Source organism: Enemella dayhoffiae (assembly GCF_002250625.1).
GTDB classification, from domain to species: domain Bacteria; phylum Actinomycetota; class Actinomycetes; order Propionibacteriales; family Propionibacteriaceae; genus Enemella; species Enemella dayhoffiae.
Map to the genome: position 1 here is coordinate 153,905 of NZ_NMVQ01000043.1, position 13,508 is coordinate 167,412.

Annotated in this window: 12 protein-coding genes; 8 read left to right on the plus strand and 4 right to left on the minus strand. The window is 69.9% G+C overall.

The window, feature by feature from the left end:
- Positions 1 to 4 precede the first annotated feature (4 nt).
- Genes CGZ93_RS14725 through CGZ93_RS14745 form a run of 5 tightly spaced genes read left to right on the plus strand, consistent with a single transcriptional unit; the run spans position 5 to position 6,610 of the window.
- Complete coding sequence (locus CGZ93_RS14725) at positions 5 to 2,758, plus strand: hypothetical protein (protein WP_094364900.1); 2,754 nt, start codon at positions 5 to 7, stop codon at positions 2,756 to 2,758.
- Positions 2,751 to 3,881, plus strand: a complete 1,131-nt coding sequence (locus CGZ93_RS14730; protein ID WP_141211236.1) for a glycoside hydrolase family 88 protein — start codon at positions 2,751 to 2,753, stop codon at positions 3,879 to 3,881. Before CGZ93_RS14725 ends, CGZ93_RS14730 begins: the two co-directional genes overlap by 8 nt.
- Before the next feature lie 45 nt (positions 3,882 to 3,926).
- Positions 3,927 to 4,760: a 5-dehydro-4-deoxy-D-glucuronate isomerase gene (kduI, locus tag CGZ93_RS14735; RefSeq protein ID WP_094364902.1), complete on the plus strand. Its 834-nt coding sequence runs from the start codon at positions 3,927 to 3,929 to the stop codon at positions 4,758 to 4,760.
- A complete protein-coding gene (locus tag CGZ93_RS14740) occupies positions 4,757 to 5,515 on the plus strand; it encodes an SDR family oxidoreductase (RefSeq protein ID WP_324252450.1) in 759 nt (252 codons plus the stop codon). Before kduI ends, CGZ93_RS14740 begins: the two co-directional genes overlap by 4 nt.
- Positions 5,516 to 5,551: 36 nt before the next feature.
- Positions 5,552 to 6,610, plus strand: a complete 1,059-nt coding sequence (locus CGZ93_RS14745) for a DUF2330 domain-containing protein (protein ID WP_141211237.1) — start codon at positions 5,552 to 5,554, stop codon at positions 6,608 to 6,610.
- Here the strand turns inward: CGZ93_RS14745 and CGZ93_RS19060 are convergent.
- The 4 genes from CGZ93_RS19060 to CGZ93_RS14755 all read right to left on the minus strand — a co-directional run bounded on the left by CGZ93_RS19060 (position 6,573) and on the right by CGZ93_RS14755 (position 10,694).
- Entirely contained in the window at positions 6,573 to 6,734 is a 162-nt protein-coding gene (locus CGZ93_RS19060) for a hypothetical protein (RefSeq protein WP_176451790.1), read from the minus strand. The genes CGZ93_RS14745 and CGZ93_RS19060 overlap by 38 nt on opposite strands.
- On the minus strand, positions 6,710 to 6,964 hold the full coding sequence (locus CGZ93_RS18540; protein ID WP_141211238.1) for a hypothetical protein: 255 nt from the start codon (positions 6,962 to 6,964) through the stop codon (positions 6,710 to 6,712). Before CGZ93_RS18540 ends, CGZ93_RS19060 begins: the two co-directional genes overlap by 25 nt.
- 30 nt (positions 6,965 to 6,994) lie before the next feature.
- Complete coding sequence (locus CGZ93_RS14750) at positions 6,995 to 9,934, minus strand: (Fe-S)-binding protein (RefSeq protein WP_094364904.1); 2,940 nt, start codon at positions 9,932 to 9,934, stop codon at positions 6,995 to 6,997.
- 100 nt (positions 9,935 to 10,034) lie between these two features.
- Positions 10,035 to 10,694: a GOLPH3/VPS74 family protein gene (locus tag CGZ93_RS14755; protein WP_094364905.1), complete on the minus strand. Its 660-nt coding sequence runs from the start codon at positions 10,692 to 10,694 to the stop codon at positions 10,035 to 10,037.
- A gap of 98 nt (positions 10,695 to 10,792) precedes the next feature.
- Between CGZ93_RS14755 and CGZ93_RS14760 the strand changes: the two genes are divergently transcribed.
- The 3 genes from CGZ93_RS14760 to CGZ93_RS14770 are packed head-to-tail and all read left to right on the plus strand — an operon-like array spanning position 10,793 to position 13,508.
- Positions 10,793 to 12,142: an ABC transporter ATP-binding protein gene (locus CGZ93_RS14760; RefSeq protein WP_176451792.1), complete on the plus strand. Its 1,350-nt coding sequence runs from the start codon at positions 10,793 to 10,795 to the stop codon at positions 12,140 to 12,142.
- On the plus strand, positions 12,139 to 12,789 hold the full coding sequence (locus tag CGZ93_RS14765; protein ID WP_229117481.1) for an ABC transporter permease: 651 nt from the start codon (positions 12,139 to 12,141) through the stop codon (positions 12,787 to 12,789). The genes CGZ93_RS14760 and CGZ93_RS14765 overlap by 4 nt, the downstream gene beginning before the upstream one ends.
- Positions 12,786 to 13,508: an ABC transporter permease gene (locus CGZ93_RS14770; RefSeq protein ID WP_094364907.1), complete on the plus strand. Its 723-nt coding sequence runs from the start codon at positions 12,786 to 12,788 to the stop codon at positions 13,506 to 13,508. The genes CGZ93_RS14765 and CGZ93_RS14770 overlap by 4 nt, the downstream gene beginning before the upstream one ends.

Here is a 13,508-nt window from a genome sequence, read left to right on the forward strand (position 1 = left end):
GTTCGTGCCCATCACCGACCGCACCGTGCACGCCCTCGATGCCCGGCGCAACATCCGGGACTGGCTGATCAGTCCCGCGTACGCCACCCCGGCCGACCTGGCCGCCGAGCTTGCGGATCAAGGGGATCCGTTCCGGAGTGACAGTTCGGGGCCGGAGGTCAGCCACGAGCACGCGCGCTGGGTGCTGACCAACGGCCCCGACGTGACCCCGCTGAAGGAACGGATCCTGCCGGCCCGGCGGATCACCGAGCCGCCGAACGGCGAGCCGATCGAGGGTGGGCCGTTCACCCTCACCGCGGGGGGCGCCGACCACGTCGGGAAGTGGTCCCGGGCGCACCTGGCCGACGACGGACTGCTGGACTGGTCGGAGTTCTGCTACACCCCCCAGTGGCGATTCGCCACCGCGGCCACCGTGCTCGAGGTGGACCAGGCCGACCGGCGCACCATCGAGGTCGCAGCCACCGGGCCGTTCACCCTGTGGCTGAACGGCAAGGAAATCCTGTCAGCAGACGAAGTGCGCTACATGGAACCCGCCCCGCATCGGGTAGACGTGTGGTTGCCTTCGGGGACTTCCACCCTCGTGCTGGCCGGCTGGCAGGTCGCCTTCCGCGAGGTCCGCCAGGTCTACCGCGTCCGCGTGCTCGGCCTGCCGGTGCGCGTGGTGATCCCCAGCCCCGGTGCCGATGAGGACGCGGCCCGCGGGTGCGAGCACCTGCTGAACGCCGTCGGCTCGGCGCGCTGGGGCAGCGAGCAGGGCACACTTCTGCTGACGGGTCCGCGCGGGCTCACCGTGGACGCCACCGTGGATGGGGTCAGCCGGAGGGTCGAACTCTCGGAAACCCCCGTGGAGTTGGACTTCACGGCGGTTGACGACGAGGACGACGCGGACGACCTGTCCACCGGAGGTACCGGCGCATCGATGCTGTCGCGGCCCTACGACGAGGTCGAGATCGCCGTGGCCGACCAGCCCAGCAGCCCGATCCGCCGCCTGCTCCCGTTCGCCCGGCTCCCCAGGCGCTACCGTTCCGAGCCCGAGGGCGATCCGCAGCAGTGGCGCCAGGAGTTCCTGCAGCACGCCATCGGCATCGGCGGCACCGCCGCCGCCCTCGCCGCTCACACGCTGGCTGAGCCGTCAACGTCGGCTGAGCCTGTCGAAGCCACGTCGGCCGAGGCATCCACGTCGGCTGAGCCTGTCGAGGCCCCCGTGGTCACCACCGAGCGCGTCGAGAAGGCGTTGTGGATGATCGACCACCGCGCCGACTGCGCCGACTTCGAGGCGGTGGGCCTGGCCCACCTGCTGCACCGGATCCCGGCGGATCGGTGGGCCGACGGCGTACGCGAACGGGTCGAGCAATCCCTGCTGGACTTCAAGTTCTGGATCGACCAGCCCGGTCTGGACGCGATGTGCTATTTCACCGAGAACCACCAGTTCGTCTGGCACACCGCCGAATATCTGATCGGCTCGCTGTTCGCCGATCGCCGGTTCAGCAACTCCGGCCAGACTGGAGCCGAGCACGCCGAGCACGGTCGTCGGCTCGCCCTGGACTGGCTGAGGGTACGCCTGCCCGGCGGCTTCGCCGAGTTCGACTCGAACGCCTATCTCGCCATCGACTGCTTCGCCGCCGTCTCGCTGGTGGAGCTCGCCGAGGACGAGGAGTTGCGCGAGCTGGCCACGGCACTCGCCGACCGGATCCTGCTCTCCCTGGCCACCAACTCCTGGCGCGGGGTGCACGGTGCCGCCCACGGCCGCTCCTACGTGCAGACCCAGCGCTCCTCCCGGCTGGAGGAGACCGCCCCGATCCAGTGGGTCTGCTTCGGTGTCGGCGCCCTCAACGAGGCCGTGCTGCCCACCGCCGCGATCGCCACGGCGCAACGCTATGAGCTGCCGGAAATCGCGCGTCAGCTGGCGATCCCGGGCGACGAGCCGACCTGGCACGAACAGCGGTACGCCGGGGACTACCGGTTCGAGCACGACCTGCTGAGCCGCCCCTACCGCTCCCGCGCGGTGTTCTATCGGGCACCCGAGGTGATGCTCTCCTCGGCCCAGGACTACCGCTCCGGGCTGCCCGGTCTGCAGGAGTACATCTGGGGCGCCACCCTCGGCCCAGAAACCCAGATCGCGGTGAGCCACGCCCCCAACGCGTCGGTGTCCCCGTCGGCCCGCCCGAACAGCTGGGCCGGCAACCGGGAGCTGCCGCGGGTGCACCAGCACCGCGACGTGCTGGTGGCGCTCCACCGCATCGGCGCCGACGACCCGATGGGTTACAGCCACGCCTGGTTCCCCACCACCCACCTCGACGAGTGGCTGCAACGCGGGTCGTGGACGGCCGGCCGCCGCGGCGACGGCTATGTGGCGTTGAGCACCGCCGGCGGCACGCGGCTGGTCCGCAGCGGGTCTGACGCGCTGCAGGAGCTGCGACCGATCGGTGACGGCACCGCGTGGGTGTGCGTCGTCGGCCGGGCCAGCCAGGACGGCAGCCTTGCGGAGTTCGTCGCCTCGCTGGGTGAACCGGACTATGCGGCCGGTGACCTCGGGCCGCGGGTGATGGTCTCCCCGCAGGGCCGTCCCGCGATCGAGCTCGACTTCGACGGCCCGCTGCTGGTCGACGGCCGGGTCGCCGAACCGCTCGGCAACGAGCCGGGAATCGAGGGCCCCTTCGTCACCGGCGACGCCGACGAACTCCATTATCACCATGCGGGCAGGGAATATCGGGTCGACACCCGTGCTCCCGGCGAGCGGAAGGTCGGGCATGGCTGAGGAACATCGGCCGCTGACCGAGGTGCCGGGGGCGCTCCCCGGCCCCGCAGACGAGCCCACCGAGGTCGGCCTCGACCCTACCGTGGCACTGCTCGCCGACCCGCCGCTGCCCCCGCTGCCCGAGGCCGAGCTCACCCGCGATCGACTGACCGACGACCTGCACCGGTTGATCTCGTGCTCCGCCGAGCTCGACCTGTCCCGCTGGTTCTGGGGTGAGGGCGTCGTGCTCGGCGGACTGGTGGACGCCGCCCTCGCCCTGGGCGAGCCGATCCACGACGTGGTGCCCGGCTTCTTCACCCACCACCGGTTGCAGCAGTTGGTCATCGAACACGTGAACAACCTCGCCCCCGGTGCCGCCGCCGCACGACTCGGCGACGCTGCGGTCGGAGACACATTGCTTGCCTGGCTGGATTCCCCGGGTGCCGCCACCTTCGACGCCAACGGCGCAGTGGAGCACTGGCCGGGCGGGGTGTGGGCAGACACGGCGTACATGATGGGGACGTTCCTGGTGCACCACGGACGCCTGGTCGGACGCGAGGACCTGGTGCAGCGAGCCGCCGAGCAGTGGCTGGCGCACGCCGACATCCTGCAGGACCCCACCACCGGGCTGATGGCGCACGGGTCACACCGCGGCGAGGTGCCACCCTGTCGCTGGGGTCGCGCCAACGCCTGGCTGGCGCTGGCGGCCTGTGAGCTGTTGGACTTCCACGACGGCGCGCTCGACGCAACCGTGGAACAGCAGGTCCGCGAGCGGCTGGCGCACCAGCTCTCCGGGGTACGCGACTGCCTGCCGCCAGACGCCGTGTGGTACGTCTTGATGGACGGACATCCCGAGACGAGGGGGATCGTGGAGACCTCGGCCGCCGCCGGACTGGTGGCCGCCCTGCTGCGGGCGGCCGACCTCGGCATCGACCCCGACGTGAACCGCCGCACCGGGCGTACCGCTATGTTGCGGCTGCACCCCTATCTCGACGAACGCGGCGGACTGACCCAGACCAGCGCGGGCACCGTGCTGCAGCTGATCCCCTTCGGCTATTCGGTGATCCGCACCGACCGCCTCCAACTGTGGGGGCAGGGGCTTGGCCTGCACGGCTGGGCCGCCGCGCTGCGCCACCTCATCTGACGACCGACCCGAACCGCCCGAAAGGGCACCAGGAAAGGAAATCCCATGACCGACCATGACCTCGACGTACGCCACGCCATCGCCCCCGACCAGCTGCCGTTGTTCGACACGACCGATCTGCGGGACCGGTTCGTGGTCACCGACCTGTTCGCCGACGGCGAGGTCCGGTTGTGCTATTCGATGGCCGACCGGCTGGTGATCGGTGGGGTGGTGCCCGGTGGCAAGACCCTGGAGCTGCCCGTCCCGGACGAGCTGCGCGCCGAGAACTTCTGCGATCGTCGCGAGGTCGGCGTGGTCAACATCGGGGAAGGGGAGGCGACTGTTTCCTGTGACGGTGAGGAATTCAAGCTCACCAACCAGGAGGTGCTCTACATCAGCCGCGGCACCCGGAAGGTCACCTTCGCCGGTGACACCCGGCTCTACCTGGTTTCGGCGCCGGCCCACGCCGAGCACCCGACGGTCAAGGTGACCAAGGACGAGGCCGCCCCGGTCGCGCTCGGTGACATCAAGAACTCCAACGAGCGCACGATCTACAAGTACATCCACGACGAGGGCGCCAAGTCCTGCCAGCTGGTGATGGGGGTGACCGTGCTCGCCGAGGGGTCGATGTGGAACACCATGCCGGCCCACGTGCACGCCCGCCGCTCCGAGATCTACCTCTACTTCAACCTGCCCGAGGATCACCGCGTGGTGCACCTGATGGGTGAGCCGGAGGAGACCCGACACGTCATCCTGGCCAACGAGGACGCGGTGATCTCCCCGCCGTGGTCGATCCACGCCGGCATGGGCACCGCGGCGTACACGTTCGTCTGGGCGATGGCGGGCGAGAACACCGACTATGCGGACTGCGAGCAGCAGCCGATCACCTCGCTGCGATGAGCGGGGTGCTGGACCTGTTCTCGTTGACCGGGCAGACGGCCGCGGTCACCGGGGCTTCCCGCGGGATCGGTGAAGCGATCGCGGTGGCACTGCTGGAGGCGGGGGCCGACGTGATCGGCACCGCCACCGGCGGCGAGCCCTCGGCGCTGCTCAGCGAGACCGCCGAACGCTGCGGGCGCGAGCTGACCTGGCGGCAGGCCGACCTGTCCGACCCGGACGCGGTCCGGGAGTTGGCCGGATCTCTCACCGGGGTGGACATTCTGGTCAACAACGCCGGCATCATCCGGCGTACGCCCGCGGCCGAACACTCCGACTCCGACTGGGCCGACGTGCTGCAGGTCAACCTGGACGCCCCCTGGGTGCTCTCCCGCGAGGTCGGCCGGGCGATGCTCGAGCGCGGTCACGGCAAGATCATCTTCACCGCTTCGCTGCTCTCCTTCCAGGGCGGGATCAACGTGCCGGGGTACGCCGCCGCCAAGTCCGCGATCGCGGGCCTGACCAGGGCGCTCGCCAACGAGTGGTCCAGCCGCGGGGTGAACGTGAACGCGATCGCGCCGGGTTACATCGCCACCGACAACACCCAGGCCCTGCGCGACGACCCGAAACGGTCGGTCGACATCCTCGGCCGGATCCCCGCCGGGCGTTGGGGCGAGGCGTCCGACATCGGCGCTGCCGCGGTCTTCCTCGCCTCGGCCGCGGCGGCGTACGTGCACGGCACGATCCTGCCCGTCGACGGGGGCTGGCTGGGACGCTGACCCGAGGTGGCCCGCCTGAGGGGCACCATCGACTGCATGTTCGTCCGTCGATTCGCCGCTCGTCTTGTTGCTGGCCTGCTGATCGTGCTGTTCGTCGCGGGCGGGCAGGTCGCGGTCGCTCCGACGGCGCCGGCCTGCGCGTGCGGGGCGGCGCCGACGCGGGAGAACCAGCGGGTGACCGGTGAGACCGCGCTGATCACCTGGGACGGGCGGACCGAGACCATCGACCTGATCATGCGGCTTGGCGGGCGTGCCAGCGAGGCGGCGTGGATCATGCCCACCCCCGCGGGCACTGAACTGTCGTTGGGCAGCAACAAGGTGTGGCCGGGGCTTGACGTGGCGATCGCGCCGCGACCGGTCAAGGTCGCCGACTGGACGCCCCGGTTCGACTGGCTGACGGGTGGGGACGCCCGCAGCGGCGGCGCCCCGCCGGGTTCGGGGGCGCGGGTCGAGCGGGTCGTCGACATCGGCCCGTTTCGGGTGACCACCCTGGTCGGTGACGCCGGCTCGGTGAACCGGTGGCTGGCGGAGAACCGCTATCCGGTGCGACCGGAGCTGGTGCCCACCTTTCAGGGCTATCTCGACCAGGGGTGGCGGATCCAGGCGGTACGCCTGGTCCCCGAGCAGGCCGGTGGCATGTTCCAGGAAAGCCTGCCCCCGCTGCGTTTGCGCTTCGACACAGATCGGGTGAGCTATCCGATCCGGCTCTCCCGGCACGCCGGCGGCAAGCAGCGCGTGGCACTCTATCTGGCCGCGCCACATCGGATGGCGATCACCACCGACGCCGCGCCGGGGCAACCGCTCCAGCTGATGTACGCCGGCTGGCAGCCAGGTCGCCTGATCGAGCGCCCGGAAGGGTTCACCGGCGACGGGCGGATCTTCCTCACCGCCTGGTCCGGCAACGTCGACCCGGACGCCTTCGTCGCCGACTATGCCTTCGCCCGGGCACCCGACGACAGCGAATTCTTCCGCACCTACCCCGTGATGGACCGTACGCCCGGCCGGATCCTCGGTCTGCTGATCGTGGTGGTACCAGTGGTGCTGCTGGGGGTGGGCGTCATCGTGGCGTGGCTGCTGATTCGCCGTCGAGGCTGAGCATGATGCCGTTCGCCGGCCGCATCGCCGACACCGCCACGGCGCGCACGCGCTGCGGTTCGAGGGTGAATCGACCTCGGGCGAGCAGTCGGGCCAGCATCACGGTGAGTTCGGTGGTCGCCATCGACGAGCCGATGCAGCGGAGGGGACCGCCCCGTCGGTCACCTCGGCCAGCTCGGCGCGAAGCCGATCCTGCAGCTCGGGGCGGGCGCCGACGGCGTACGACAGCCACCCCATCGCCCCGCTGGTGGTCTCGTCGTCGGGTCGAGCCGGCGGATCCGTTCGGCCGCGGTGTCGAGGTACGCCGACGCGGGCCCGGGCGGCCACCGCCCCCCGGTAGCGCGGAGTGTTCAACCGGGCTCTTCACACAGAGGAATTTGGCGCTCAGCCCTTGGCGCGGCGTTCCGCCGCCAGTCGCTTGGCCCGCTCGATCGGACTTTCCTTGCCGTTGCTGCTCGTGGCCGGTGCCGATTCGGGCTGGTCACCGGGTGCCGCCTGGGTGGCTTCGGCGGGCTCAGCCTCCGGCTGGGTGGCTTCGACGGGCTCAGCCACCGTCAGATCGGCCGGGGCGGCCGGCGTGTTGGTGGTCGTCCGCTTTCCCTTGCCGGCCTTGAGTTTGGCGCGTTCGATGGGGGAGAGGGGCTTGTCGGTGGGTTCGGGCTGGGTGGCTTCGACGGACTCAGCCGCCGTGGGTTCGGCTGGTTCAGTCGTCGTGTCGCTGGCCGGCTGTTTTCCCTTGCCGGCCTTGAGCTTGGCACGCTCGATGGGTGAGAGCGGCTTGTTGCCCTGGGGGGTCTCGGTTGGCTCGGCCACCGTCTCCTTGGCATCGGGTGCTTCGACTCGCTGCGCTCGCTCAGCCGACGTATCGCTCTTGGCGGCGGCACCGGCAACCCCGGCACCCGCGGCACCCTTTCCGGCGGCCTTGAGTTTGGCGCGCTCGATGGGGGAGAGGGGCTTGTCGGTGGGCTCGGCCTGGGGGGCTTCGACAGGCTCAGCCGCCGTTTCCTTGGCTTCGACAGGCTCAGCCGGAGGGGTGCGGGCTTCGACAGGCTCAACCACCTCGGGCTCGGCCATCGGCTGAGCGGCTTCGTCCTTCTGGGTGGCGATCGCAGGCTGGCCGCGGCGTACTGATTCCAACAGCAGCTGGGCGACGTCGAGCACCTCGACGTTCTCGCCGTTGCCGTCGTGCTGCTCGGCGGTGAGGCCGTCGGAGATCATCACCCGGCAGAACGGGCAGGCGGTGGCGATCGCCGAGTTGTCGTTCTGGCCCAGCACCGTGAGCGCCTCGGAGGTCCGGTTGCGGTTGATCCGCGTACCGATCTTCTCCTCCATCCACATCCGCGCACCGCCAGCGCCGCAGCAGAACGACTTCTCGGCGTGCCGCGGCATCTCGGCGTACGTCGCCCCGGGGATGGAGCCGAGCAGGTCGCGCGGCGCCTCATAGACCTGATTGTGCCGACCCAGATAGCACGGGTCGTGATAGGTGATGGTGCGCCCGGCGACCTCACCGCTCGGCGCGGCGACCGGGGTGAGTCGACCGTCGCGGACCAGTCGGTTCAGCAGCTGGGTGTGGTGCACCACCTCGAGCTCGACGCCCACCTGCGGATATTCGTTCTTCAGCGTGTTCAGGCAGTGCGCGCAGGTGGTGATGACCTTGTGCGCCTTTGCCTCGGTCAGCGTCGCCGCGTTCTCGGCGGCCAGCTGCTGGAACACGAACTCGTTGCCCGAGCGCCGCGCCGGATCACCGGTACAGGTCTCCCCCTTGCCCAGCACGGCGAAGGTGACCCCGGCGGTGTTCAGCAGCTCGGCGACGGCCTGGGTGGTCTTCTTGGCGCGATCCTCGAACGCACCGGCGCAACCGACCCAGAACAGGTATTCGACCCCGCTCAGGTCCTCCACGTCCTCGCCGACCACCGGCACCTCGAACGGCAGCCCCTTGGCCCAGTCCATCCGCCCGTTGCGGTTCAGGTTCCACGGGTTGCCCTTGGTCTCCAGGCCCTTGTAGAGCCCGTTCAGCTCCTCGGGGAACTCCGACTTCACCAGCACCTCGAAGCGGCGCATGTCGAGGATGTGGTCGACGTGCTCGATGTCCACCGGGCACTGCTGCACGCAGGCGCCACAGCTGGTGCACGACCACAGCACGTCGGGGTCGATCACGCCGACCGTGCCGTCGGTGCCGACCTGGATCGGGCCCCCGTGGGCCTGGGCGGCGACGTCCGGGTTGGGTCCGACCAGCGGACGTTCCGCCTCCGCGCGTACGCCCTCGGGCAGGCCCGCGCGGGCCGACTCGGCGGCCTGCAGATAGGGCGCCTTGGCGTACGCGTGCTCGCGCAGCCCCATGATCAGCAGCTTCGGCGACAGCGGCTTGTCGGTCGCCCACGCCGGACACTGCGACTGGCAACGCCCGCACTCGGTGCACGAGGTGAAGTCGAGCAGCCCCTTCCAGGTGAAGTCCTCCACCTTGCCGACGCCGAGTCGCTCCTGGTCGTCCTCCTCCAGCTCCTCGACGTCCTCCAACCCGATGGGGCGGCCGTCGAGGTTGATCGGCTGCAGCTCACCGAGCGCGGTGCCGCGGGCCTTCCGCTTGAACCAGATGTTCGGCCAGGCGGTGAACCGGTGCCAGGCCACGCCCATCGTCAGAATCAGCCCGAGTGTGCAGAACCAGACCATCGAGATGATGATCTTGATCGCCGCGACCCAGACGATCGCGGTCTCCAGCGCCTCCACCGACATCCCCTGTGGGGCGAGAAAAAAGGTGAGCGGGAAGTGGAACGGGGTGGCGTACTCCGGCTTCTCGTGCGCCAGCAGCGCGAAGTCGAGCGCTCGCATCACCAGCTCCAGCAGGCCGATCGCCAGGATGGTCAGCTCGATGTAGATCGCCTGACCGTTGTGCGACCCGAAGAAGCGGCCCTTGCCGTTGCCCACCACGAAGAACCGGTTGATCATCAGGTAGATGATTGCGAGCAGGGTGAGCCAGGACAGGATCTCGGTGCCCCACTCATAGAGGAAGAAGTGCCCGATGATCGGCAGCGCGAAGCTCGGCGAGAACAGCTGTCCATAGGCCGCGACCAGCGTGAAGAACAGGTAGAGGAAGCCCAGGAACACCGCCCAGTGCGCCACACCGACCTTGGTCCACTGCCGCATCCGGGTGTGCAGGAAGGTCTCCAGCAGCAGTGCCTTCCAGCGCTCACCCGGGTTGTCGGTACGCCCGAGGGTCGGCTGCCCGAGCTTCACCACCCCGACGATCCGCGCGACCGCGCGAGCGAACAGGGCGACGCCGATGACCGAGATCAGCAGGGCCAGGACTACGGGCACAGTGTTCACGCAACACTCCGATGGGTCGGTGGTTTCGGTGCCCATTGTGCGGCACGCGGCGTTTGCGCCATGTTACTGCTCAGTAGGGCCCCGGGGCCAGTGCCTCGTCTCAGCCGCCCGCCGCGCCGGCCGAGGCACCCGCGCTCTGCGCGGCCTGAATCGCCTTGTACGCCGCCTCCGCGGCCCAGTTCTCCTCGCGCAACTGCTTGGCTCGCGCCTTCACCGCCCGCTTCGCCGCACCGGACGCCTCGTCACCGATCATCGTGTGCGCCAGGTTGAGTGCGGACAGTACGCCGACCAGGGCTGCGGTCTCGGCGTCCGGGGCCTCGTTCTCGGCCAGCACCCGGAACAGCTGGGCGCGCACCTGCTGCTCCGGCTCCGGATTCACCGTCGGGTGCCGGGTGACCGGGATGAACCCGAGCACGGCCTGCTCTACGTCGCGCAGGATCCCGGCCCCGACCAGCCGCTCCTGCAGCGGTTTGCGGACGTGGCGATGGAGCCGGGTGATCGAGCTCTGCCGGAACCGGTCGCGACCGGCCAGCCGGGCCAGGGCGTCATCCAGCAGCGCGTCGTCGGTGGGGGAGTCGTCGACCACCACCACCCGGTTCGCCCAATGTCCGCGCTCACCCTTCTCGGTCAGGCGTACCCGCCCGCGCAGCGCCAGGTCCAGCAGCACCGCACCGGCCAGCCCATAGTCGGCGTACTGACCCTTCACCTTCCCGGTGTCGTCGGCGGTGAGCAGCAGCAGGAGCTTCTCGGCGATCAGCATGGCGCCACGCTAGCCCGTGGATCGGGTCGTCCCCGGCGATGTCGGTGACAGCGGTTAGGCTGGTCGGACTTCCCCAGTCCCCGGCAGCGAGGATCGCCTTGATCGAGTTCAAGTCGGTGTCCAAGGTCTACCCGGACGGCACCCGCGCGGTGTCCGATCTCGACCTCACGGTGCCCTCCGACGGCATCACCGTCATGGTCGGTCCGTCCGGTTGCGGCAAGACGACCCTGCTGCGGATGGTGAACCGGATGGTCGAGCCGAGCTCCGGTTCGATCGAGTGGGACGGCACCCCGATCCGCAAGCTGAAGAAGACGGTGCTGCGCCGGCAGATGGGTTACGTGATCCAGAACGGTGGGCTGTTCCCGCACCGCACCATCGTCGAGAACATCGGCACGGTCCCCGAGCTGCTCGGCTGGTCCGACGCCAAGATCACCGCCCGCGCCCACGAACTGCTCGAGCTGGTCGGGCTCGATCGCAAGCTCGCCCGCCGTTTCCCGGCCCAGTTGTCCGGTGGGCAGCAGCAGCGCGTCGGCGTGGCCCGGGCGCTGGCCGCCAATCCCGACCTGCTGCTGATGGACGAGCCGTTCTCGGCGGTCGACCCGCTGGTGCGCGCCGACCTGCAGGAGTTGGTGAAGAAGCTGCAGCGGGAGCTGAACAAGACGATCCTGCTGATCACCCACGACATGGACGAGGCGCTCAGCATGGGTGACCGGGTGGCCGTGCTGCGCACCGGCGGCGTGCTGGCCCAGTTCGACACCCCCGACGAGATCCTGGACAACCCGGCCGACGACTTCGTCGCCTCCTTCGTGGGACGCGACCGCGGTTACCGTTCGCTGAACTTCGCCGGTACGCCGGATGCGCCGCTGGAGCGGGTGCGGACCGTGCGCAACGCCGCCCACCAGCGCGGCGAGGGGCAGACCGGCGAACCGGTGCTGGTGGTGGACGCCGACGGTCTCCCGCTGGGCTGGGCAGACAACGCTCGCCCCGGTCGGCTGCTCGGGCTGGGCAGCACGTTCACCCACCCCGGTGCCCCGCTGCGCGAGCTGGTCGAGGCGGCCCTCACCTCCCCGGTCGGACTGGCCGTGGCCGTCGGGGCGGACAACCGGTACGCCGGCGTCCTCCCCGCCACCCGGGTGATGGAACAGGTCAAGGCCTACCGCGCCGAGGTTGCCGACGATCAGGTGGCCCGTCAGGTGAAGGCCGAACAGGACGCCGAGGCCGCCCGGATCGAGGCCGAACGGCTCGCCGCCGAAAAGGCCGCAGAGGAGGAGCGCCGCCGCGCCGAGGCTGCCGCCGCCGAGGAGGAGCGCCGCAACGCCAAGGGGCGCAGGCGTCGCAAGGAACCGGTGGGCGACGAGTCCCCGCGTTCGGTGAGCGAGGAGCGCGGCGAGTCCCCACGGTCGGTGAGCGAGGAGCGCGGCGACGAGTCGAAGGGCAAGACCCCGTGATCGACTGGACCTGGCTGCAGGCCAACACCTCCGAGATCGTCGGGCGGACCGGCGAGCACGTGGTGCTCTCCCTGCTCCCGGTGCTGATCGGCCTGGTCCTGGCGCTGCCGGCCGGTTATCTGGTCAGCCGCAGCGGCCGTGCCGCCGGGGCCTGGCTGGCCGTGCTCGGGCTGCTCTATGCGATCCCCTCGATCGCCATGTTCGTGCTGATGCCGATGATCCTCGGGACGAGGATGCTCGACCCGGCCAACGTCGTCGCGGCCCTGAGCGTGTACGCCTTCGCGCTGCTGGTGCGCAATGTCAGCGACGGCTTCCGCGCGGTCGACGAGACCGTGCGCCAGTCGGCGGTGGCGATGGGTTACGGCCCGGTACGCCGAGTGCTCGGTGTCGAGCTGCCGCTGGCGATGCCGGTCATCTTCTCCGGCCTGCGCGTGGCGACGGTCTCGAACATCTCGCTGGTCTCGGTCGGTGCGGTGATCGGCATGGGTGCGCTCGGTGAATATTTCACCCAGGGGTTCGACCAGGGGTTCGCCACCCCGATCGTGATCGCCATGGTGCTGATCCTGGTGCTGGCCCTGGTCGCTGACGGGCTGATCCTGTTCCTACAGCGGGTTTTCCTGCCCTGGTTCGGATTGAGGGCGCGATGAATCTGTTCGACCACCTGCTCGACCCGACGAAGTGGACCGGCGGCGACGGAATCGGCGCCCGGTTGCTGGAGCACCTCTTCTATTCCGGGGTCTCGCTGCTCGCGGCGATGCTGATCGCCATCCCGCTCGGCATCCTGATCGGGCACACCCGCCGCGGCAACGTGGTCGTCGCCGGGATCAGCAACGCCACTCGGGCCATCCCCACCCTCGGTCTGCTGGTGCTGGCGGTCACGCTGATGGGCACCGGCACTCTGCCCGTGGTGCTCTGCCTGGCGGTGCTCGCCATCCCGCCGATCCTGAATGGCACCGTCTCCGGATTTCTCAACGCCGACAGGGATGCCGTGCTCGCCGCCCACGCGATGGGGATGACCCCGATGCAGGTGATCCGCCGGGTGGAGTGGCCGCTCGCGCTGCCGTTGGTGGTGTCCGGCGTACGCTCGGCGGTGCTGCAGGTGATCGCCACCGCCACCGTCGCCGCGATGGCCGCCTCCGGAGGGCTGGGCCGACTGGTGCTGGATGGGCAGAAGCGCCAGGGCGGCTATCCGGAGGTGTTCGCCGGGGCGGTGCTGGTGATGGCGCTCGCCATCGCCCTCGACATCGCCCTCGGCGCGTTGACCGCCGCGCTGCGCCGCCGCACGCGGGGGCGTACCTGCAAGGATGATCCGAAAGACACAGGCACCACCGCAGCACCTACCGAGACCGTTGACGCGAAAGGCTGA